Source organism: Rhizobium sp. 05N430 (assembly GCF_056396985.1).
The window spans coordinates 198,460-219,255 of sequence record NZ_JBFTMO010000003.1 but is presented as its reverse complement, the minus strand read 5'-3'; the positions used below and the strand labels follow the sequence as shown (position 1 = coordinate 219,255).

Here is a 20,796-nt window from a genome sequence, read left to right as displayed (position 1 = left end):
CATTGTCGATCGGAGACGTTTTAGATGAGTTCGCCAGGAGCGCGGTTCGCGCTGGGCGTCTACAGGACCGCAGGCATCGTGGCGACGCCGCTGGTCGGCGCCTATCTCGCCTATCGCACCGCCAAGGGCAAGGAAGAGCGCGCCCGCCGGACGGAACGTTTCGGCTATGCGAGCGCCAACCGTCCGCAGGGTCCGCTGGTCTGGTTTCATGCCGCCAGCGTCGGCGAAACCAATGCTGTCATTCCGCTGATCCGCGAAATCCGCCGCCGTGATATTCACGTCATCCTGACCACGGGCACGATCACCTCGGCCAAGGTCGCCGCCGACCGGCTCGGCAGCGAGGCGATCCATCAATATGTGCCGCTCGACCTGAAGCCGGCCGTCAGCCGCTTCCTCGAATATTGGCAGCCCGATTGCGCCATCATCGCCGAGTCCGAAATCTGGCCGGCGACGATGATGGAGCTCGGCCGCCGCCGCATTCCGCAGATCCTCGTCAATGCCCGCATGTCGGACCGCTCCTTTGCCCGCTGGCAGCGCCGGCCGTCGATCGCCGAGGCATTGTTCGAGAACCTGGCGCTGGTGATCGCCCAGTCCGATCTCGATTCCGAACGCTTCCGTGATCTCGGTGCCCGCCATGTCATGACCTCGGGCAACCTGAAGGTCGATACCGACGCGCCGCCCTATGACGCTGCCATCTTTGCCCGCTACAAGCAGCAGATCGGCGACCGCAAGACCTGGGCTGCCATCTCGACCTTCGACGGCGAGGAGAATGCCGCCGCCGTCGTCCACCGGACGCTGAAGGAGCGCAACAACCAGCTGACGATCATCGTGCCGCGCCATCCGGAGCGATCCGACGAGATCGAGCAGATGCTCGTCGCTCAGGGACTGAAGGTCGCGCGGCGCACCCGCAACGATATCATCACGCCTGACATCGATATCTTCCTCGGCGATACGATCGGCGAGATGGGTCTCTATCTCAGGCTCACCGAAGTGGTCTTCGTCGGCCGCTCGCTTTATGCCGAAGGCGGCCAGAATCCGCTGGAACCGGCCATGCTCGGCTGTGCGGTTCTCTCGGGCAGCAACGTCCAGAATTTCCGCGAGGCCTATCAGAAGCTCGCCCGCCGCGGCAGCGCCCGCATGGTGCGCGACACCGAGATGCTGGCCAAGGGCGTGCATTATCTGCTCATCAACGACGACGCACGCCGCAATATGATCGAGGCCGGCATCGCCGCCGTGCAAGAAATGCGCGGAGCACTGACGGCGACGGTGAAGGCGCTCGAGCCCTACATCAATCCGCTGACTGTGAAGGCAAGGCTGCTGCCGAAATCGGCGCAAGGCTGAGGGTAACAATGGCACTCGAGGGTATCAGGGGCATTCTCTTCGACAAGGACGGCACGCTCCTCGATTACGACGAGAGCTGGCTGCCTGTTAACCGCGAACTCGCCCGCATCGCATCAGAAGACGATGCCGCACTCGCCGATCACCTGCTGCGCGAAACCGGCATGGATCCGGTGAGCGGCCATATCGTTCCCGACAGCCTGCTGGCCGCCGGCAATACCCGCCAGATCGCAGAGGGTCTCGTCGCCGCCGGTTCGAAGGTGGAGGTCACCGAGCTCACCATCAAGCTCGATACGCTGTTTTCCAACGCTGCCGAATTCTCCGTGCCGGTCACAGATCTCGCCGGTTTCTTCGCCCGCCTGCATGCCCGCGGCTTCAAGCTCGGTATCGCCTCCAGCGACAACGAACGCTCGATCCGCCAGACCGCCCAGCGCTTCGGCTTTGCCCAATATGTCGATTATATCGCCGGCTACGATAGCGGCTTCGGTAGCAAGCCGGAAGCCGGAATGGTGCTCGGCTTCTGCAAGGCGACAGGTCTCGAGCCGTCCCAGGTCGCCGTCGTCGGCGACAACAATCACGACCTGCATATGGGCCACAACGCCAATGCCGGCCTCAAGGTCGCGGTGCTCACCGGCACCGGCTCGCGTGAATCGCTGTCCGCCGCATCCGACTACTGCCTCAACGACATCACCGAGCTCGAGCCGCTGCTGCTGGGGCTTCAACCGGCGTAGTCTAGGCAAAGGCTTGCTTTTTCTTCGGTTTTGCCCTTTCTTTGCCGCCAGTCGAAGGGGATAGCCGGTTGCCGTGGGTGCCGGAAGCACAGGGCAGGCACATCATGGTATCCGAAGCGCCGCCATTCTGGTGGACGAAAGCCGACTGGCGGGCCTGGACGCTATCGCCCATTTCGCTGATCTACGGCGCGGTTGCCGGCTATCGCATGAAGCATGCGCGCCGCGCCTCCGTGCCTGTCCCCGTCATCTGCATCGGCAACTTCACGGTCGGCGGCGCCGGCAAGACCCCGACCGCGCTCGCCATCGCCCGGGCCGCCAAGGCCAAGGGCCTGAAACCCGGCTTTCTCAGCCGCGGCTATGGCGGTTCGCTCGATGTCACGACGGTCGTCGATGCTGCCCATCACCGGGCGATGGCTGTCGGCGACGAACCGCTGCTGCTCGCCCGCGAGGCGCTGACGGTGATTTCGCGCCGCCGCGTCGAAGGGGCGGAACGGCTCGTCAAGGAAGGCGCCGACCTGATCATCATGGACGACGGTTTCCAAAGCGCCCGGTTGGCGCTGGATTATGCGCTGCTGGTCATCGACGCGACCCGCGGCCTCGGCAATGGTCACACCGTTCCAGGCGGCCCGGTCCGCGCGCCGGTCCCGGTGCAGATGCGCCACGCCACGGCACTTCTGAAAGTCGGCAACGGCAACGCCGCCGATGCGATCGTCCGCATGGCGGCGCGGGCCGGAAAGCCCTATTTCACCGCGTCACTGAAAACCGTCGGCATGAACGAGCTTTCAGGCCGCCGCGTGCTCGCCTTCGCCGGCATCGCCGATCCCGGAAAATTCTTCCGCACGGTTGAAACGCTGGGTGCCGAGATCGCGGTCGCCAAATCCTTCGGTGACCATGAACATCTGAGCGACGACGAGATCGGCAACCTGATCGAAATCGCCGCCCGCGAAGATCTGCAGATCGTCACCACATCGAAGGATTTCGTCCGCCTCGCAGGTCATCACGGCCGGGCGCAGGAGCTGGCGGAGAAATCGAGGGTGATCGAGGTAGAAATGGCCTTCGAAGACCCGCAGGCGCCGGGTCTCATCATCGACAGAGCCATCGAGGCCTGCCGCGCCCGCCGTTTGCGGGAAGCAAAGCAGAGCTAGCGTTCAGCGCCTCTGGTTGGGCAGAACGCCGGCGCGCTTGTCGGCTTCGAAGGAGGAGATCACGTCGGCATAAGGCTCCTGGCGTGCAACGCTCCAGTAGCGCAGCTCGTCGAGCGGGATGTGCTTGCCGGTCATGGCGCAGACGACGTAGGAGCCCGGCGACAGGATCTGGAAATCGGCGTCGAGATAGCGGATTTTCGCCTCGCGGTTTCCGTGACCTTCAAACAAGTTCATCCTGCTCCATTCCTGCGGCTCTGATCGTCCTGCCATAACGCGCGGGACGGCCGATTGCCAGTGTTTTCAACCCGGGCCGTCAGCTTCGGCCGAACAGCCGTTCGATGTCGGAAAGTTTCAGCTCGATATAGGTCGGCCGGCCGTGATTGCATTGGCCGGAGCCCGGCGTCACTTCCATCTGCCTCAGCAGCGCATTCATCTCCTCCGGCCGCATGCGCCGGCCGGAGCGCACCGAGCCGTGGCAGGCCATGGTGGCGGCGACATATTCGAGCTTCTGCGACAGGCCTGAGGCGGTGTCCCATTCGGCGATCTCGTCGGCAAGCTGCCGGATCAGGCCGTTGGCATCCACTTCGCCGAGCAGTGCCGGGGTCTCGCGAACCGCGATCGCCCCCGGCCCGAAACGCTCGATCGCCAGGCCAAGCTCGCCGAGCCCTTCGGCATGCACCATCAGCCGGTCGCAATCCTCTTCCGGCAGGTCGATGATTTCAGGGATCAAGAGCACCTGCGACGGCAGCCGTTTCGAATGCAGCGCCTTGCGCATCGCCTCGAAGACCAGCCGCTCATGGGCGGCATGCTGATCGACGATGACCAGACCATCCTCGGTCTGGGCGACGATATAGTTCTCGTGGATCTGCGCCCGGGCAGCGCCCAGCGGGAAGCGCTGCGGCGCTTCCTCGCGCGGCGTTGCTGCCAGCTGCTGCCAGCTCGGCGGCTGCGGCTCGGAACGCGCCGTCGGCGTCACCAGCCCGTCGAAGGAGGCCTGCGGCCGTTCGGCAAAGCCTGTATTGGCAGCCTGATAGGGACGGGAAGGAGAGGTGTCCGCCGACCAGGGTGCCTGCGGCTGCGGCCGCTGATAGGCATTCGGCTGGAAACCCGGGCGGAAGGAGCGCAGCATGCCGTCGGCCCCTGTTGTCGCGGCACGGCTGCCGTCGCGGGCAAGCGCCTCGCGCACCGCACCGATGATCAGGCCGCGGATCAGTCCGGGATCGCGGAAGCGCACGTCCGATTTCGCCGGATGCACGTTGACATCGACAAGCGCCGGATCGAGCCTGAAGGAGAGGACGGCAACCGGATAGCGGCCGGAGGGGATGGTCTCGGCATAGGCGCCGCGGATTGCCGACAGGATCAGCTTGTCCTGCACCGGCCGGCCATTGACGAAGGCATATTGGTGGCCGGAATTGCCGCGGTTGAAGGTCGGCACCCCGGCAAAGCCCGTCAGGCCCACATCCTCGCGCTCGGCGTCGATCTCGATGGCGTTGTCGCGGAAATCCTTGCCGAGGATCTGCGCCATGCGCGCCAGATGGTCGTCACCGGTGGCAGGCAGTTCCAGCGTGCTGCGGTCGGTGCCCGAGAGAACGAAGCGCACGCCCGGAAAGGCGATCGCCATGCGCTTGACGACTTCGGTGATCGCGGCTGCTTCGGCCTTTTCCGTCTTCAGGAATTTCAGCCGCGCCGGTGTCGCGAAGAACAGGTCGCGGACCTCGACGATCGTCCCGGGGTTCGAGGCGGAAGGCCTCAGATGCAGGAACTTGCCGCCGGAAACCGCGATCTCGCTGCCGCCGGCGCTGTCCTTACGGCGGCTGGAGATACTGAGCTTGGCGACCGAGCCGATCGAGGGCAGGGCCTCGCCGCGGAAGCCGAGCGTGCGGATATCGTCGAGCGTGTCCGAAATCTTCGACGTGCAATGCCGTTTGACCGCGAGTTCGAGATCGGCGGCATCCATGCCGGCGCCATTGTCGCTGACGCGAAGCAGGCCCTTGCCGCCGCCTGAGGTTGCGATTTCGATGCGGGTCGCGCCGGCGTCGAGCGCGTTCTCGATCAATTCCTTGGCCGCACTCGCCGGGCGTTCGATGACTTCGCCGGCGGCGATCTGGTTGATGAGCGTTTCGGAGAGCTGTCTGATGGCCATGCGCCATTTTCGTGGATTCGGCCGCCCGATGGAAGGGCAAAAAGCGCTCGTCCAAGAGCCGCGCTTCCGACCCCCATATTTGGGGTGGCTTAATGTTAAGCCGCCGTTAGGAGAAAGCTGGCATTTTAATCGCATACCACCAAATAGCGCTATTAAATCGGATAGATGTGGGATTTTAGGGCATGAGTGCCGGCTTCGAAAAGACGGACGCATCATCCGTGAGCGACGAATTGCCGGTCGAACCCGATCTCCAGGCATCACTTTTCGATGCCGTCTCCGATGGCCTCTCTGCCGCACTTATTGTCTACGACAAGAACGATCAGATGATTTTCGCGAGCCGCCAGGTTCTCGACTTCTTCCCGATCGCGCCTTCGATGCTGAAAGCCGGTACCCGGCTGCGCGATTTTCTCGGCGCGGTCTTCGACACAGGAGTGCGCCAGCAATATTCCGCCAAACAACCGGGCGGTGTGCTCGGGCGCGAGGACTGGCTGTCGCAGAAGATCGCCTCGCATTGGCGCGAACGTTTCGAAATCATCGAGCGCCATGGTCCCGATCGCTGGATCCGGCTGATCAAGCGCCGCCTGCCGAGCGGCTACTGCGTCTCGATGATCTCCAACATTTCTGAGGAGCGGAAGCGCGAGGAACAGTGGCGTGCCGATCTGGAGCGCGTGCAGCTGACCGAGGATATCCTCGACAATCTGCCGTTCCCGCTGTTCGTCAAGGACCGCAATCTCAATTACGTCGCCGTCAACGTCGCCTTCTGCGAGAAATTCCAGACGACACCCGACGAGGTGTTGGGGCGCAAGAGCGGCGACCTGTTCTCCGCCGAGATCGCCAGCCGCTTCGAGGAGAGCGATCGCCATGTGCTGGAGACCGGCGAGATGTCGATTTCCCGCCAGCGCCAGGTTTCGCGCGACGGTTCGGAACGCGATATCGTTAGCCGCAAGCACCGCATCGGCAAGCCGGGCCGCTACTTCCTGGTTTCGACCATGCAGGATCTGCCGCGCGATGGCGCCGATCTCGACGAGTTCGACCGCGCCACTTCGGTCACCACCTCCAGCCACCAGTCCTATCGCCGGGCCTATGTGCCGCTGAACGGCGAGGCGACGCGGCGCGAGCCGGCCGCCATGGAAGCAATCGTTCCGGAGAATTTTTCCGGCCGCAAGATTCTCGTCGTCACCGGCGATCTCGCCGCCGAGACCGCAGCATTGCGCACCCTTGCCAAATACGGCTTCGAAGCCTGCGCCATCCGCGGCGAGGATGAGGAGGAGCATTTCCTGGAGATCGCTGCGTCTGCCGGAATCGATCTCGATCTGATCATCATCGACAACCAGATGGGCATGCGCTGCCTGGAGCTCGCAAACCAGCACGGCATTCCGGCGCTGATCATGGACGGCTTCCAGCTTGCCAACGAGCTTACCTTCCAGGTTGCCCGTCATTTCAACCGCAACAATCGCGCGGTCAGCGAGCCCGAAGCCGACTGGGAAATCTCCACTTCCGCAGATGGCGACGCCCTGCAGGTTCTGGTCGCGGAAGACAACGACATCAACCAGATCGTCTTCTCGCAAATCCTCGAAGGCCTAGGCTACCGCTACATGATCGCCTCCAGCGGCGACGAGGCCGTCAGGCTCTGGACCGAACACAAGCCGCAGATCGTGCTGATGGACATTTCGCTGCCCGGCCTTAACGGTTTCGAGGCCGCGCGCATGATCCGCGGCATCGAAGAGGGCGGCATGGACAAGACCCCGATCATCGGCGTCCTGACCCAGGCCTTCGAGCGCGACCGCGCCGAATGCGCCAAGGCCGGCATGGACGATGTCATCATGAAGCCGGTCAGCCCGGATATACTGGAGACGATCTTCCAGAAACACTTGCAGCCCGAGCAGGTACGGGCTCTCGGCTGAACGAAAAGCTTGGTCAACTCCCTAGATTTTGGGGCATCTGCAACCCGAAACATCGCCTTTCCACTATCGGTTTATTAAGACTTGGCCGCCATTCTCCCCGGAGGGAGTGAATTTCTCAGGTCAAATGATGAAGCCGGCGGACTTACCCTTTTTGCCCGTGAGCCAGAACGAGCTCCAGGCCATGGCTTACACCGATCCGTTGACCGGACTTGGTAATCGTCACCGCATGCGCGATCGGGTGACGCAGATCTCCGCCGAGCGCGCCAGCGATCCTGCGCCCTTTACCATCGGCATCGCCAATCTCGATTCCTTCAAGCCGATCAACGATCTGTTCGGTTCGGCCGCGGGCGACGAAATTCTGTGCCAAGTGGCTCACCGCCTGAAAGCCTGCATTCCTGACGGCGCACTTGTGACGCGCCATGATGGCGACGAGTTCGCCTTCGTGCTGCCACTGATTTTCGAACGCGCCAGTGCCGAAAAATTCGGCCAGATGATCCGCGAAGTGCTGTCGGCGCCCTATGATCTCGGTGACCGTAACGTACGCTTGTCCGCGTCCTTCGGCTTTGCCATCTATCCGTTTGCCGGCGAGGAATTCGACGAACTGCTGAAGAGCGCCGAAACCGCGCTCTACCGCTCCAAGCGCCGCGGCCGTAGCCAGATCACCGTCTATTCGCGCGAGATCGCGCAGGAAATGAAGCGCGCCACGCAGCTGGAACAGGCGCTTCGAAACGCCATCATCTCCGATGCGATCGACGTGCATTTCCAGCCGATCGTCTCGCTTGCTAACAATCAGGTCGTCGGCTTTGAAGCGCTGGCCCGCTGGAACGATCCGGATCTCGGTTTCGTCTCGCCGGGTGTCTTCGTGCCGCTCGCCGAAGAGCGCGGCTTTATCGATGCGCTCTCTGAAACGTTGCTGCGCAAGGCTGCAGAGGCAGCGCTCTCCTGGCCGCGCGAGCTTTTCCTGTCGTTCAATCTTTCGTCGGCGCAGCTGATGGACCCGGGCACCAGCGCCAATGTGCTATCGATCCTTGGCCGCGTCGGTTTCGATCCGCATCGCCTGGAGCTCGAGATTACCGAAACGGCGGTCATGAGTTCGGCCGATACCGCCCACCGCATCATCTCCGATCTGCGTCAGGCAGGCGTTCGCGTCTCGCTCGACGATTTCGGCACCGGTCAGTCCAGCCTCGGGCGCCTGCGCGACTTCATCTTCGACAAGGTCAAGATCGACCGCGCCTTCGTCTCGCGCATCAATAATGACCGCGCCTCCGAGCATATCATCAAAGCGATCCTGACCATGTGCGAAGGCCTGGACCTCGAGGTCGTCGCCGAAGGCATCGAAGACTATTCGGAGGCCGTCAAGCTCCGTGCCCTCGGCTGCGGCATGGGGCAGGGCTATCATTTCGGCAAACCGGCCGACAGCATCGCGACGCTGCGCTACCTGCACGAAAACTACGATTCCGCCAGCGCCGAACGCGTTTCCGCCTGATCCCCATAAAAATAGCGGCGCCCCTGAGGACGCCGCCATCTACGCTATACTCACCGCGCGGTGTTACTTGGCCGTGGTCGAGCCGGTTGCCGTGCTATCCGTCGGCATTGTACCCGTTGCGGCCGGAGCCTTCTCGGCTGCCTGCATCTGCAGCGTCTTGAACTCCGGCGCAGCCTTCAGGCTATCGGCCGTTTCCGTGGTCGTCAGCTTGACGCTGCCGTCCTGGGTGTTCTGGGCAACGGTGATCTTGTCCATCGGCACTGCGACGTTCTTCTGGCCGATGCCAAGGAAGCCGCCGACCCCGACCACAGCAGCAACGAGGCCGCCATCCTTCTTCATGATCAGGTCGGTGACGTTACCGATGCTTTCGTTCTGACCGGTATAGACCGACTGGCCGATATAGGTGTTGGCGCTGATCTGGTCTGCACCCTGTTCGGTCAGATAGGTGCCGCCAGCGGCCTGTGCCGTGTCAGTCGATGCAGCCGGAGCGGGCGCCTGTGCGGCATCACCAGCCGGTGCCGTCACTTCGGGCATCTTCGGTGCGGTGGCATCCGCCGGGGCGGACTGGGTCGCATCGGGGGCCGCAGGCTGCGGAGCCGTCTGCGAGAAAGCTACCGGTGCGAAAGCCGTGGCAAACAGGGCGCCAGCGGCAACGGTCGTCAGGAGTTTGCGTGTCATTTCGTACCTACCTTTTTTATTCCCTAGTGTGATCTCTAGCGCGGCGGACACCTCGTTTTCTGGCGTCCATGCCGTGCCGGTTCGAAGGGGAAAATGGGTGGGCAGGTTATTGGTTCCGCTGAAAAACTTGGAAAAACTCGCGATTTTTCGGGAACTTTTACCGCAAAGGCTGCAGATTTCCTGTCGCGGAACGAGAAAAGGGGCATTCCGGAAGGAATGCCCCTGTCATCAATTCTGACCCGTTTCAGACCACGAAGGCCGGGTCGAAGACTCCCCTGACGGTGACGCCGAGTTCGAGAAGCGCACCGGCCTGCGGCTGCGAGGAGCGGGCCGTCTCGTCGAGACCTTCCCATGCCGTCGTCACCGCCAGGCGGTCGGCATCCTTGCCGATGAAGGCCGGGCAGGAGGGCTGGGCGGCGGGCACCTTGTAGCGGGCGATCCGCAATCCGTCCGGGCTGTAGCGATCGACCACGCCGGCACCCCAGCGGGCGTTCCAGATATAGCCGTCGGCATCGCAGACCGAACCGTCGATGCCACCCGGATCCTCCATGCTATCGACCATGACGATCGGCTCGCCGGCGGGCAGGCCAGTCTGCGGATCGACCATCACCCGCATCAGGCGGCTGATCCGCGTGTCGGTGTAATAACCGATCGTGCCATCGGGCGAGAAGCAGATGGAGTTCGGAATGCTGATGCCGCTGAAGATCTTGGTGACGACGCCGCCCTTGGCGACGTGGTAGATCGAGCCCGCCTGGTTTTCCGCCCGCTTGCTCATCGTGCCGATCCACAGCGCGCCGGACTGATGCGTGCGGCCGTCGTTGGAGCGGTTTTCCGGCTGGTCGTTTTCGAGCGCCGCGTAGAAGGTCAGCTTGCCGTCGGCGACATCGCGGACGAACAGGCCCTCTTCGGTCGCCAGCAGCTGCCGCTTGTCGTCGATACGGGCAAGCACGCTTGCCATGAACGGCAGCTCGTGAACGTTCTTCTTGCCGCTTGAAAGCGTCAGCTCATGCAGTTCCTTGCCGAGAATGTTGAACCACCACACGGTATCGGTGGACGGATCATAGGTCGGGCCCTCACCGAGTACGGAATTGGTGTCGCAAAGTGTTTTGCCTTCAAATTCATGAATAGCGGTCATAATGCCTATGCTCCTACGGCTGCGTCATAGGCTAAAATGGTCGCCTTGGCGCGCTCGGCAACCTCTGCAACGGTCATTCCCGGCTTGTAGATGCTGGTGCCGAGACCGAAGGCCTTGATCCCCGCATTGGTGTATTCGGCAAAATTCTTGTCCGAGACGCCGCCGACAGCCGCAATGACGAGTTCCGGCGGCAGGATGGCGCGGATCGCCGTGATGCCGGACGGGCCGAGCACGCTTGCCGGGAAGAACTTGAGACCGGTGGCGCCGGCGCGCGCTGCCGAAAGCGCTTCCGTCGGCGTGAAGACGCCCGGCATCGAAACCATGCCGTAGCCATGGGCGCGGATGATCACGTCAGGCTCGACATTCGGCGTCACCAGCAGCTTGCCGCCGGCATTGTGCATGTTGTCGACCGCCTCGACCGTCAGCACCGTGCCGCCGCCGATCAGCACGTCTGATGGCGCCATCTTGGCGGCGATCTCGATCGACTTGAAGGGTTCCGGCGAGTTCAGCGGGATCTCGATGGCCGTCAGGCCGTTTTCGATCAGCGCACCGACGACGCCCGCCGTCTCCTCGGGCTTGATGCCGCGCAGGATGGCGATGAGAGGACGCTTCATGGAGGGGAAAGGAATACGGTTCATGGCTTTTGACTTTCTTATTTTGGCCAGATGGCGGCAGCAGCTGCGGAGAGGCCGCGAAGCACTGCCGTATCGGCATCTATCGTCGCGAATTTAAGGGACAGGGATTTGAAGGCGGTTTCGTAGAGCGTCTGAAGGCGGCCGGAGGCGACGAGCGCGATCGGCGTATCGTTGGCGGCATCCGACAGCGCCCCGGCAATCTCGAGACCGATCAGCGTGCCTGAGATCTTCGCCTGCGCGCCAGCAGCCGTCAGCCCATGCAGCAGCTGGCCGGAGCGGGCGGTGAACAGCAGGTTGGTCGCCATCGCCGGCTGGTGGAACGCAGCCGTCACCGATGCCTTGAAGGCCGAGTTGTCGGCTGGAGACTGGTCGGCGCCGGCAACGGCATGCGACAGGATCGTATTCTTAGTGATCGCGTCGAAGAGTTCGCCGGTCATGAAGGTCGAGAAACCGATGACTTCGCCGTCCTGCACATGCACCCATTTGGAATGCGTGCCGGGCATGCAGACCGCCTGCGCGCCGGTGCTCTCCGCGCCGAGCGCGCCCAGCAGCTGCGTTTCCTCGCCGCGGATGACATCGGGCGATGCCTTGTCGCGCTGCGCGAGGCCCGGAAGGATTCGGATATCACGGCTCTGGCCGGGAACGGAGACCGCACCCGTCAGGATCGAGGAAAGCGTTGCCGGAACGTCGGTATAACCGGCCTCGACCCAGCCCTGCTTGGCCCCGACCATGCCGCAGGCGATGACGGGCAGATCGGCCGGTGCCGAGACCTTGTCGAGATGCGCGGCGAGCACCTCGGCAAAGCCGGTTTTCGCCGCCACCGTCATGCCCTCGCTGCCGCGGCTTTCGCCGAGCACGCTGCCATCCTCGGCGATCAGCCAGAGCCGGAAACTGCTCGTGCCCCAGTCAACCGCGACGTAAGCGGGATTTGCCATCAGAAAATGCCTCCATCGACAATCATGGACTGCGCGGTCACTGCGGCCGCGCAATCGGATGCTAGAAATAATGTGGGACCGACGATCGCGTCGGCGTTCAGCACCCTTTTCAGGCACTGCCGCTCGACGGTCCTGGCGATCCCCTCTTCGGTGAGCCAGAGCTTCATCTGCCGCTCGGTGACGATCATGCCCGGCAGGATGCAGTTGACGCGGATATTGTCTGGCCCGAGCTTTCCGGCCAGGCTCTTGGTCAACCCGATGACGGCGGCCTTGGCGGTGGAATAGGCCGGAAAGTCCGGCATGTTCAAAAGGAAGGCGATCGACGACATGTTGATGATCGCCCCGCCGCCGGCTCCCCGCATCGACGGCGCCACGGCCTGCGCGGTGAAGAACACATGGCGCAGATTGGTCGCCTGGTTGTTGTCCCAGTATTCGGGGGTCACCGCATCGAAATCATGCCGGTCGTCGCGGGCGGCATTGTTGACGAGAACAGTGATCGGACCGGACTGAGCGACAACCGCATCGACTGTCTGCCTGACAGCCTCGATATCGCGCAGATCTGCCTTGAAGAAATGCACCGGGTGCTCGCTGTCACGGGACAGGCCCAAGGAAAGCGCGCGGCTCTCGTCCTCGGCGATGTCGATGAAGGAGACCTTGGCGCCCTGACGCGCGAAACCCTCGACGATGGCCGCGCCGATGCCCGATCCGCCGCCGGTCACCAGAACCGTCCGATCCCTGAATTCCGGAAACCGTGCCGATACACCCGTCACCGCATTCCTCCCGTAGTTCCATTATTCGGAACTCAATTTGACTATGTGGAATTATCGATTTACGTTGGCCTCTCTGTCAAGACCACAGGCGGTCACAACGGTAGGCGATCGATGGTCTCGCGAAAAGGCACCGAAGGCGAAAACGACACCGGAACGCTCGGCAAACTCATGGTTCTGCTCGATCTGGTGACCCATGCCGAAAGGCCGCTGCGCTTCACGGACATATTGGCGCAGGCCGGCCAGCCGCGCGGCACGCTGCATCGCCAGCTCGGGCATCTGGTGGAGGAGGGGCTGCTGGAGCTCGATGCCGACGGCCGCTACTCGCCGGGACTGCGCCTGCTCGATCTTGCCGCCCGCAGCTGGGCGAAGAATGAATTCCGCCTGATCGCCGAGCCGCATCTGCGCGCCTTGCAGGCAATGAGCGGCGAGACCGTCCATCTCGGCGTTCTCCGCGGCACCTCGATCATCTATCTCGACAAGGTCGAGGGCCAGCAATCCGTCCGCATGTATTCGCAAATCGGCAATGCCTCGCCGGTCTATTGCACCGGCGTTGGCAAGGCGGCGCTTTCCGTCCTGCCGGAGGCCACGCTCCCGGAGCTCGTCGCAAACCTGGCCTTCCATCGCTTCACGCCAAGCACGCTGGTCACTGCGGTTACATTGCTGGCCGAGGTCGAGGACATCAGGAAACGCGGTTACGCTTTCGACCGGGAAGAACACGAGCAGGGTATCCGCTGCATCGCCGCGCCGATCTGGACGCCCGATCGCAGTCTGGTCGGCGGCGTCTCGATCACCGGCCCCGCCTACCGGCTGACGATGGAGCGGCTGACGGAATGGGCAGAGCCCGTGCGCGAGGCAGCCGGAAGCATCATGGAAGGCATGCGTGTCAGGCTTGGTCCACGCCGGTAACGCGGGCGTGATGGTTTCATCGGGTGGACGCAAAAGAAGAGCATGCTTATGATGAGGACCATATTGAGATTTGCCGGCGAATCACACCAACTGCGATAGTTCGTCAAATAGTTACAAGTTTCGACCGGCCGCGCATTTTAAGGCCGGGAACCATATTTTTCTTTTTAGGTTTAGCAATTTAGCAGCGCAGTTGATCTGAACCGCAAGCTCGGGAAGATGAAGAATAGATGGCTTTGTCACAAGCGTCCGATCAGACGGACGGGTATGTCCAGGAGATAGCGGGTCTGAAGACCCAGTTCGATATCTTCCGCTTCATGAAGCGGGTAACGGACGCCTTCGGCAGCCGTGCCTTCATGGTTCTCAACCTGCCGCCGATCACGTCCTTCGAACTGCAGAGCACCACCGTCATCACCAGCTGGCCGGCAGAACTCCTGTCGCTCTACGATCAGGAAGGGCTGATGATGAACAGCCCTGTGCTGCGCCGGTTACGCACCTCGTCCATACCGTTCTTCCATGACACGTCAAAAGGCTGGGTGCGCGACGACGGCAAGTCGGCGATGGTCGCCGGGCTGTTCGAGCGCTTCCGGATGGTGCGTTGCGCCTATTTCCCGACGCATGAGCCTTCGGGTCTGCGCGGTGCGGTTTCCTTCGCTGGCGATCGCGAGCCCTATACGCCGGAGGAGATGCGCAATCTCTCCTATATCGCCATCCATGTCTTCGACCGGCTGGCTGAGATCCGCAATCTCGACAACCGCCTGACCGATACGCTGACCGACCGGGAGGTCGACTGCCTCAATTGGACGGCTGCCGGCAAGACCAGCGCCGAAATCGCCGATATCCTCGGCCTCTCCGAGCATACTGTGAACCACTATCTGAACCGCGCGACGAAGAAGCTCGACACCGTCAACCGCACGCAGGCGGTCGCCAAAGCGCTGCGCATCGGGCTGATCAAATAGCCTGCCGAAAAAATCATCACTGCGCTTCAAAGATGGGCAGCGGAATCAGCCGCTGTCCTTTTCGCGGGCATCGCCCCAATCGGCCCGCCGCGCCCATTTGAAAGCGGCCCCATCTCTTTTCGATAATGTCTGTTCCGCTGCACGTCCGTCGTCCTGGCAGAGTTTCAGTCTGATGACGCTGCCGGAGCCCTGTGGCGGGGCAATCACCCGTGCGTCGGGCAGCGCGACGGGGAAGCGGCTGGCGGCGATGAAGATGTATTTCTCATCCTCCCACGGCACCTCCGCATCCTTCACCAGCCGGTGGATCTTCGAGCGCGAAACGCGCCGGGAGAAGTGGCACCAGTCCGGTGCGGCGATCGGACAGTCGAGGGCGTGCGTGCAGGGCGCAACGATATGTGCGCCCTTGGAAAGCAGAACGTCGCGAGCCGCCAGGATCCTGTCCCAACCGGCCGGCGTGCCGGGCTCGATGATAACCAGCGTGTCGCCGGTCAAGGCCCAGAGCTTGCCGATCGATGGAGCGATCTGGTGCGGCTCGATCTCGTCGAGAACATAGGCAAGCGTGACGAGATCGGCAGGCGGCAGTGAGGGCAACTCCTTGAGAAGATTGCCATCTACCCAGTTTGCCGGGAAATCGAGCCCCTCTGAAAGGCTCTGTCCCGTCTGCCGGATCGCGGCGCTGGCTTCCACCATCGTCGCCTCGCCGATCCCAGTCCAGCAATCGGCCGCGGCCCATAGCGCCGAGCCCGGACCGGCGCCGACATCGATAAATCGCTGCGGCTCGAAATCAGGCCGCACCCCGGCGATCATCTCGAAGGCAGCGCGTATCGCCGCGTAGGTGGCGGGCAGCCGTGCCGCGAGGTAGGCATGGGCCGCCAGCTGGTCGCTGATATGAAAGCTGCCATCCCGCAGCTCCTGCCGATAGCGGCTGGAAAGGCGTGCCGAGGCACGCTTCAGCGCATCCAGCGGCTGACCCTCCAGCATCGCTTCCACCCGTTCACGCAAGATCTTCGGCAGTTCCATCGTCGTCGCCCATTCTGGTCACCCACGCCATACAGCCGGGCTCGCGCAATGCCAAGCGCAGCACTTGGCATGCACCTTGCTTGTTATTTGGCAGAGGTCCAGAGGGGACTTTGAAAAGAGCGCCAAGAATGGCGCCGTTTCGGCCAGCCGCCGCCCACGATTGTAGATGCGTTTCTATTGCATCCGGTCGCTGGCGGCGGTTGTTGCTTTTATGTGACGGCGCCTTCGCCATCGTGCCCACCCCCCAATTATTAGTGTGATTTTGTCTCTGGTCATTTTTGGCCATTGCGCTAGGTCGGTCTGATCGCGCCGGTTCTCGGGGAGACCGTTGCGGCCATCGAGGCGAAAGCCTGGCGGACCAGATGGCCGCAACGGAATTCGATCGCGCGTTTTCCGTTCCTCATTGCCGATTTCGTTTGGCGAAGGCGCAGCCCTCCACTATCTACGTGTCTGCAAAGATACGCGTGAGGAATGCATGACTGAGGTCACCAAGGAACAGGTTCTTGAAACGCTGAAGACCGTGCGCGGTCCCGATCTCGAACACAATATTGTCGAGCTCGGCATGGTGTCCGACGTCTTCATTTCCGATGCCAAGGTCTATTTCTCCATCACCGTGCCTGCCGAACGGGCAAGGGAACTCGAGCCGCTGCGCCAGGCCGCCGAGCGCGTCATCAAGGAAATGCCGGGCGTCAAGGGCGCGCTGGTCACGCTGACCGCCGACAAGAAGGCCGCTTCGCAGTCCGCTCCCGCCGCCCGTCCCGCCGCATCCCATGCCGGCCACGATCACCACGGCCATTCCCATTCTCACGCCCCGCAGCCGCAGCAGCAGCGCAGCGGCAAGATCGGCGTGCCCGGCATCGGCGCGATCATCGCTGTCGCCTCCGGCAAGGGCGGCGTCGGCAAGTCGACCACCGCAGTCAATCTGGCGCTCGGTCTTCTGGCCAACGGCCTCAAGGTCGGCATCCTCGATGCCGATATTTACGGCCCGTCGATGCCGCGCCTCCTGAAGATCTCCGGCCGTCCGACGCAGATCGACGGCCGCATCATCAACCCGATGGAAAATTACGGCCTCAAGGTCATGTCGATGGGCTTCCTCGTCGATGAGGAGACCGCGATGATCTGGCGCGGCCCGATGGTTCAGTCGGCACTGATGCAGATGCTGCGCGAAGTCGCCTGGGGCGAACTCGATGTTCTCGTCGTCGACATGCCGCCCGGCACCGGTGATGCGCAGCTGACCATGGCCCAGCAGGTGCCGCTCGCCGGTGCCGTCATCGTCTCGACGCCGCAGGATCTGGCGCTGATCGATGCCCGCAAGGGTCTCAACATGTTCAAGAAGGTTGAAGTTCCGGTTCTCGGCATCGTTGAGAACATGAGCTATTTCATCGCGCCCGATACCGGCACCCGTTACGACATCTTCGGCCATGGCGGCGCCCGCAAGGAAGCCGAGCGCATCGGCGTGCCATTCCTCGGCGAAGTGCCGCTGACGATCAACATCCGCGAAACGTCGGACGCCGGGACACCGCTGGTGGCTTCCGAGCCGAACGGCATCGTGGCCGGGATCTATAAGGACATCGCTGCCAAGGTCTGGGCAGAGGTCGGCGGACAGCCGCAGCGTCCGGCCCCTGCAATTGTCTTCGAATAGGACAGACGCCGGATTCGGGCTGTGCCGCATACCCCAAATTGCGGGGGAAATGTGGTGAAAACGCGCAGTTCACGTAACACGTCTTGATTATTTCGCCGCTTTCCGTCATATGCCCCGCCGTCGCCATGAGGGCGGTTTCTGCAGATGCTCGATGACGGCCGCCTTTGCCCCAGGGTTCCCGGCCAGCCTGCATGTTCGGAGTTGACTTGTCGGTTGAAGGATTGGTGACTGCGATGCGGTTGAGCACAATGCGCACCCGGCAAATGGCCGGACGCAGCCGGAGTTGTATGAACTTTTTTTATCCGTTTCCGTTAGTCTCCAAGGCTTGCAGCCTCAGCGCTGCCTTCTTGGCAGCCGCGTGATGGAAGGGCGTTCGATGATGGCGATGATGGCATGGCGCGAGCGCGGCTGGAGACAGGCCCGTTGATCACCGCCTATTGCTCCAATTGCAAGTCCGTCGAGATTCGTGATCTGTCGAAGATGGACGAGTTTCCGGATGACGTCGTGTGGATCGATCTGATCGAGCCGACGCGCGAAGAGGAGCTCTATGTCGAAAAAGTGATCGGCATCGAAGTGCCAACCCGCGACGACCTCAAGGACATCGAACCCTCCGCACGCCTCTACACCGAAGGCGATGCCGTGTTCATGACCGCCTCGCTGGTCTGGCAGGCCGAAACCGCGTCTCCGACGCTGACGGATGTTGCCTTCATTCTGTCGGGCAACCGGCTGATCACCATCCGCTACGCCCATCCGAAATCCTTCAAGCTGTTCATCGCAGCGCTCCATCGCGTGCCGGAACAGTGGCGCAATGGCGCAGCCCTGCTCGCCAAGTTGCTCGAAACGATCGTTGACCGCACCGCCGAGATCCTCGAACTGTCCGTTGCCCGCATCGACATTCTCTCGACCCATGTCTTCGGCGAACGCGCCAAGAAGGTGCGCAAGCCGTCGAACTATCTGGAAGAAAAGCTGCGCGACATCGCTGCTCACCACCGGCTGGTCTCCAAGGTGCGCGATAGCCTCGCATCGCTCTCCCGGCTTTCAAGCTTCTTTTATACCGTGCCTGCCGTTCAGCACGATCAGAACACCAAGGAACTCTGCCGCACGGTGTCGCGCGATATCCAGTCGCTCAACGAACATGCCTCGTTCATCGCCGGCAACATCACCTTCTTGCTCGATGCTTCGCTCGGCCTGATCAACATCGAGCAGAACTCGATCATCAAGATCTTCTCGATCGCATCCGTGGTCTTCTTGCCGCCGACCCTCGTCGCATCCATTTATGGTATGAACTTCGAATTCATGCCGGAACTGCACTTGGCCGCGGGTTATCCCTATTCGCTGGGCCTGATGGTCGTATCCGCCATCATTCCGTTTTTCTTTTTCCGATGGAAAGGCTGGCTCTGAGGAGCCTGTTGTAACTTCATGTCCGACGAAAGCCATTCGCACGATCGCCACATGACGCCGCGCAAACTCTTTTATCTTGCGCTCGGCTCCGTTGGCGTCGTCTATGGAGACATCGGTACCAGCCCGCTTTACGCATTCCGCGAAGCGCTGAAGCCGGTCGCCCAGGATGGTCTCACCCGTTTCGAAGTCATCAGCCTGATATCGCTGATGATTTGGGCGCTGACCATTATCGTCACCCTCAAATACGTGCTGCTTTTGCTGCGCGCCGACAACGAAGGCGAAGGCGGCACGCTGTCGCTGCTCGCATTGCTGATGAAAACGGCGAATGGTCATACGGCGATTCTCGTCGCGCTCGGACTCACTGGCGCCGCGCTCTTTCTCGGCGACGCGATGATCACCCCAGCACTGTCGGTTCTGTCGGCGGTCGAAGGTATCAAGCTCGTGGCGCCGAATGCCTCGCCCTATATCGTGCCGATCTCGGTGGCGATCCTTGTCGGGCTGTTCGCCTTCCAATCGCGCGGCACCGGCACGATGGCCCGCTTCTTCGGGCCGATCACCGCGATCTGGTTCATCGTCATGGCGCTGGTCGGCATCTCGCACATCTCGGATGACTACGGCATCCTTGCCGCCTTCAACCCATACTATGCCGTCAGCTTCCTGCTGAATGAAGGCTTCTACGGCATCGTCGTGCTGGGCGCTGTGTTCCTGACGATCACCGGTGCAGAAGCGCTTTACGCCGACCTTGGCCATTTCGGCCGCCGTCCGATCCAGTGGGCCTGGTTCGCGCTGGTCTTCCCGTCACTGACGCTGAACTATCTCGGGCAAGGCGCTCTCGTTCTCGGCAATCCGCTGGCGATGTCGGATCCCTTCTATCTGATGTTCCCGAAGTGGGCGGTGCCGTTCGGCGTCGTGCTCGCCACCTGCGCCACCATCATCGCCAGCCAGGCCGTCATCACCGGTGCCTTCTCGCTGGTCCGTCAGGCGATCAACCTCGGCTTCCTGCCGCGAATGGAAATCCTCTTCACCTCGGAAACCAATACCGGTCAGATCTTCCTGCCGTCGGTCAACGCCGTCCTCTTCCTCGGCGTCATGTTCCTGGTCATCACCTTCAAGACCTCGGATGCGCTGGCAACGGCCTATGGTATCTCGGTCACCGGCGCGATGGTCGTCACCTCGATCATGGCTTTCGAGTTCGTCCGCACCCGCTGGAACTGGTCGATCCCGGTAGCGGCGATCGTTCTGCTGCCGCTGCTTGCGCTCGAGCTGATCTTCCTCGGCGCCAACCTGCTGAAGATCCACGACGGCGGCTATATCCCGATCCTGATCGCCACCGCGTTCATCGTCATCATGTGGACCTGGCGCCGTGGCACTGCAATCCTCACCGAAAAGACCCGCCACACGGATATTCCGCTGGCCTCCTTCGTCAGCTCGATCGAGCGCAAGAGCGATCATTCGCCGGCCCATGTTCCGGGCACCGCGATCTTCCTGACCAGCGATCCGGAATCGGCGCCCGCGGCATTGCTTCACAATCTGAAGCACAATCACGTTCTGCACGACAAGAACGTCATCCTGACGATCCGTACCGTCAACAAGCCGCGCGTTCCGAGCGTCGACCGCTACAAGGTCGAGCCGATTTCCGAGCGCTTCTCGCGCGTCGAACTCCAGTTTGGCTTCATGGAAACTCAGAACGTCTCGCAGGCGCTGGCGACGCTGCGAAAGACCGGGCTGAAGTTCGACATCATGTCGACGTCCTTCTATCTCGGCCGCCGCAAGCTGGTGCCGGATGCGAAGTCGGGCATGCCTTACTGGCAGGACCGCCTCTACATTGCGCTCGCCAATGCGGCCGCCAATCCATCCGACTATTTCCGCCTGCCGGCCAACCGCGTGGTCGAGCTCGGATCGCACGTCATCATCTGACCTCGCGCCAGATCGCAATTCAGGGAACCCGGCCTTCGCGCCGGGTTCTTGCGT

Annotated in this window: 18 protein-coding genes; 10 read left to right on the top strand and 8 right to left on the bottom strand. The window is 62.3% G+C overall.

Features of this window, described 5'->3' with window-relative positions:
- The first annotated feature begins 24 nt into the window (after window positions 1–24).
- From waaA to lpxK, 3 genes are all read left to right on the top strand, one after another.
- Complete coding sequence (gene waaA / locus AC1DJO_RS08490) at window positions 25–1,341, top strand: lipid IV(A) 3-deoxy-D-manno-octulosonic acid transferase (protein WP_310292482.1); 1,317 nt, start codon at window positions 25–27, stop codon at window positions 1,339–1,341.
- Window positions 1,342–1,349: 8 nt separating this feature from the next.
- The gene (locus tag AC1DJO_RS08485; RefSeq protein WP_477969870.1) at window positions 1,350–2,069 is read left to right on the top strand and encodes an HAD family hydrolase; all 720 of its coding nucleotides are present in this window, start codon (window positions 1,350–1,352) and stop codon (window positions 2,067–2,069) included.
- A gap of 104 nt (window positions 2,070–2,173) precedes the next feature.
- Window positions 2,174–3,214: a tetraacyldisaccharide 4'-kinase gene (lpxK, locus tag AC1DJO_RS08480; RefSeq protein WP_477969868.1), complete on the top strand. Its 1,041-nt coding sequence runs from the start codon at window positions 2,174–2,176 to the stop codon at window positions 3,212–3,214.
- Window positions 3,215–3,217: 3 nt separating this feature from the next.
- Here lpxK and AC1DJO_RS08475 read toward each other — a convergent pair whose 3' ends face one another.
- Window positions 3,218–3,448, bottom strand: a complete 231-nt coding sequence (locus AC1DJO_RS08475) for a DUF2093 domain-containing protein (RefSeq protein ID WP_112390564.1) — start codon at window positions 3,446–3,448, stop codon at window positions 3,218–3,220.
- 79 nt (window positions 3,449–3,527) lie between these two features.
- A complete protein-coding gene (gene mutL / locus AC1DJO_RS08470) occupies window positions 3,528–5,357 on the bottom strand; it encodes a DNA mismatch repair endonuclease MutL (RefSeq protein ID WP_477969866.1) in 1,830 nt (609 codons plus the stop codon).
- Between the two features lie 182 nt (window positions 5,358–5,539).
- On the opposite strand from mutL, the gene AC1DJO_RS08465 reads away from it, so the two are divergent.
- Together AC1DJO_RS08465 and AC1DJO_RS08460 are read left to right on the top strand one after the other, a co-directional pair.
- A complete protein-coding gene (locus tag AC1DJO_RS08465; RefSeq protein ID WP_477969864.1) occupies window positions 5,540–7,261 on the top strand; it encodes a response regulator in 1,722 nt (573 codons plus the stop codon).
- A gap of 124 nt (window positions 7,262–7,385) precedes the next feature.
- A complete protein-coding gene (locus tag AC1DJO_RS08460; RefSeq protein WP_477969862.1) occupies window positions 7,386–8,747 on the top strand; it encodes a putative bifunctional diguanylate cyclase/phosphodiesterase in 1,362 nt (453 codons plus the stop codon).
- A gap of 63 nt (window positions 8,748–8,810) precedes the next feature.
- On the opposite strand, the gene AC1DJO_RS08455 is transcribed toward AC1DJO_RS08460, so the two are convergent.
- The 5 genes from AC1DJO_RS08455 to AC1DJO_RS08435 all read right to left on the bottom strand — a co-directional run bounded on the left by AC1DJO_RS08455 (window position 8,811) and on the right by AC1DJO_RS08435 (window position 12,900).
- Window positions 8,811–9,425: a PRC-barrel domain-containing protein gene (locus tag AC1DJO_RS08455; protein ID WP_477969860.1), complete on the bottom strand. Its 615-nt coding sequence runs from the start codon at window positions 9,423–9,425 to the stop codon at window positions 8,811–8,813.
- 244 nt (window positions 9,426–9,669) lie between these two features.
- Window positions 9,670–10,560 (bottom strand): SMP-30/gluconolactonase/LRE family protein, encoded by an 891-nt coding sequence (locus AC1DJO_RS08450; RefSeq protein WP_477969858.1) that lies wholly within the window; start codon window positions 10,558–10,560, stop codon window positions 9,670–9,672.
- Window positions 10,561–10,565: 5 nt separating this feature from the next.
- Window positions 10,566–11,198 (bottom strand): 2-dehydro-3-deoxy-6-phosphogalactonate aldolase, encoded by a 633-nt coding sequence (locus tag AC1DJO_RS08445; RefSeq protein ID WP_112518439.1) that lies wholly within the window; start codon window positions 11,196–11,198, stop codon window positions 10,566–10,568.
- A gap of 14 nt (window positions 11,199–11,212) precedes the next feature.
- Complete coding sequence (locus AC1DJO_RS08440) at window positions 11,213–12,130, bottom strand: 2-dehydro-3-deoxygalactonokinase (RefSeq protein WP_477969856.1); 918 nt, start codon at window positions 12,128–12,130, stop codon at window positions 11,213–11,215.
- Window positions 12,130–12,900 (bottom strand): SDR family NAD(P)-dependent oxidoreductase, encoded by a 771-nt coding sequence (locus tag AC1DJO_RS08435; RefSeq protein WP_477969854.1) that lies wholly within the window; start codon window positions 12,898–12,900, stop codon window positions 12,130–12,132. The genes AC1DJO_RS08440 and AC1DJO_RS08435 overlap by 1 nt, the downstream gene beginning before the upstream one ends.
- 111 nt (window positions 12,901–13,011) lie before the next feature.
- Between AC1DJO_RS08435 and AC1DJO_RS08430 the strand changes: the two genes are divergently transcribed.
- Both AC1DJO_RS08430 and AC1DJO_RS08425 read left to right on the top strand, forming a co-directional pair.
- Window positions 13,012–13,806 carry an IclR family transcriptional regulator gene (locus AC1DJO_RS08430; RefSeq protein WP_477969852.1) on the top strand — a complete coding sequence of 265 codons (795 nt, stop codon included), beginning with the start codon at window positions 13,012–13,014 and terminating at the stop codon, window positions 13,804–13,806.
- A gap of 227 nt (window positions 13,807–14,033) precedes the next feature.
- Complete coding sequence (locus tag AC1DJO_RS08425) at window positions 14,034–14,762, top strand: helix-turn-helix transcriptional regulator (protein WP_112390554.1); 729 nt, start codon at window positions 14,034–14,036, stop codon at window positions 14,760–14,762.
- 45 nt (window positions 14,763–14,807) lie between these two features.
- Here the strand turns inward: AC1DJO_RS08425 and AC1DJO_RS08420 are convergent, their stop codons facing one another.
- Window positions 14,808–15,782: a small ribosomal subunit Rsm22 family protein gene (locus AC1DJO_RS08420; RefSeq protein WP_477939315.1), complete on the bottom strand. Its 975-nt coding sequence runs from the start codon at window positions 15,780–15,782 to the stop codon at window positions 14,808–14,810.
- Window positions 15,783–16,257: 475 nt separating this feature from the next.
- Here AC1DJO_RS08420 and apbC point away from each other — a divergent pair, with 475 nt between their 5' ends.
- From apbC to AC1DJO_RS08405, 3 genes are all read left to right on the top strand, one after another.
- Window positions 16,258–17,424 carry an iron-sulfur cluster carrier protein ApbC gene (gene apbC / locus AC1DJO_RS08415; protein WP_477939317.1) on the top strand — a complete coding sequence of 389 codons (1,167 nt, stop codon included), beginning with the start codon at window positions 16,258–16,260 and terminating at the stop codon, window positions 17,422–17,424.
- 423 nt (window positions 17,425–17,847) lie between these two features.
- Window positions 17,848–18,825, top strand: a complete 978-nt coding sequence (locus tag AC1DJO_RS08410; protein ID WP_112538102.1) for a magnesium transporter CorA family protein — start codon at window positions 17,848–17,850, stop codon at window positions 18,823–18,825.
- Between the two features lie 18 nt (window positions 18,826–18,843).
- Window positions 18,844–20,742, top strand: a complete 1,899-nt coding sequence (locus AC1DJO_RS08405) for a potassium transporter Kup (protein ID WP_477969850.1) — start codon at window positions 18,844–18,846, stop codon at window positions 20,740–20,742.
- Window positions 20,743–20,796 lie beyond the last annotated feature (54 nt).

Excerpts from the sequence above, each read along its gene's own strand:
- AC1DJO_RS08405 (WP_477969850.1), top strand. The coding sequence starts at position 18,844 with ATGTCCGACGAAAGCCATTCGCACGATCGCCACATGACGCCGCGCAAA.
- AC1DJO_RS08430 (WP_477969852.1), top strand. The coding sequence starts at position 13,012 with ATGGTCTCGCGAAAAGGCACCGAAGGCGAAAACGACACCGGAACGCTC.
- AC1DJO_RS08425 (WP_112390554.1), top strand. The coding sequence starts at position 14,034 with ATGGCTTTGTCACAAGCGTCCGATCAGACGGACGGGTATGTCCAGGAG.
- AC1DJO_RS08455 (WP_477969860.1), bottom strand. The coding sequence starts at position 9,425 with ATGACACGCAAACTCCTGACGACCGTTGCCGCTGGCGCCCTGTTTGCC.
- AC1DJO_RS08445 (WP_112518439.1), bottom strand. The coding sequence starts at position 11,198 with ATGAACCGTATTCCTTTCCCCTCCATGAAGCGTCCTCTCATCGCCATC.
- mutL (WP_477969866.1), bottom strand. The coding sequence starts at position 5,357 with ATGGCCATCAGACAGCTCTCCGAAACGCTCATCAACCAGATCGCCGCC.
- AC1DJO_RS08485 (WP_477969870.1), top strand. The coding sequence starts at position 1,350 with ATGGCACTCGAGGGTATCAGGGGCATTCTCTTCGACAAGGACGGCACG.
- waaA (WP_310292482.1), top strand. The coding sequence starts at position 25 with ATGAGTTCGCCAGGAGCGCGGTTCGCGCTGGGCGTCTACAGGACCGCA.
- AC1DJO_RS08440 (WP_477969856.1), bottom strand. The coding sequence starts at position 12,130 with ATGGCAAATCCCGCTTACGTCGCGGTTGACTGGGGCACGAGCAGTTTC.
- AC1DJO_RS08460 (WP_477969862.1), top strand. The coding sequence starts at position 7,386 with ATGATGAAGCCGGCGGACTTACCCTTTTTGCCCGTGAGCCAGAACGAG.
- AC1DJO_RS08465 (WP_477969864.1), top strand. The coding sequence starts at position 5,540 with ATGAGTGCCGGCTTCGAAAAGACGGACGCATCATCCGTGAGCGACGAA.
- lpxK (WP_477969868.1), top strand. The coding sequence starts at position 2,174 with ATGGTATCCGAAGCGCCGCCATTCTGGTGGACGAAAGCCGACTGGCGG.
- apbC (WP_477939317.1), top strand. The coding sequence starts at position 16,258 with ATGACTGAGGTCACCAAGGAACAGGTTCTTGAAACGCTGAAGACCGTG.
- AC1DJO_RS08420 (WP_477939315.1), bottom strand. The coding sequence starts at position 15,782 with ATGGAACTGCCGAAGATCTTGCGTGAACGGGTGGAAGCGATGCTGGAG.
- AC1DJO_RS08475 (WP_112390564.1), bottom strand. The coding sequence starts at position 3,448 with ATGAACTTGTTTGAAGGTCACGGAAACCGCGAGGCGAAAATCCGCTAT.
- AC1DJO_RS08450 (WP_477969858.1), bottom strand. The coding sequence starts at position 10,560 with ATGACCGCTATTCATGAATTTGAAGGCAAAACACTTTGCGACACCAAT.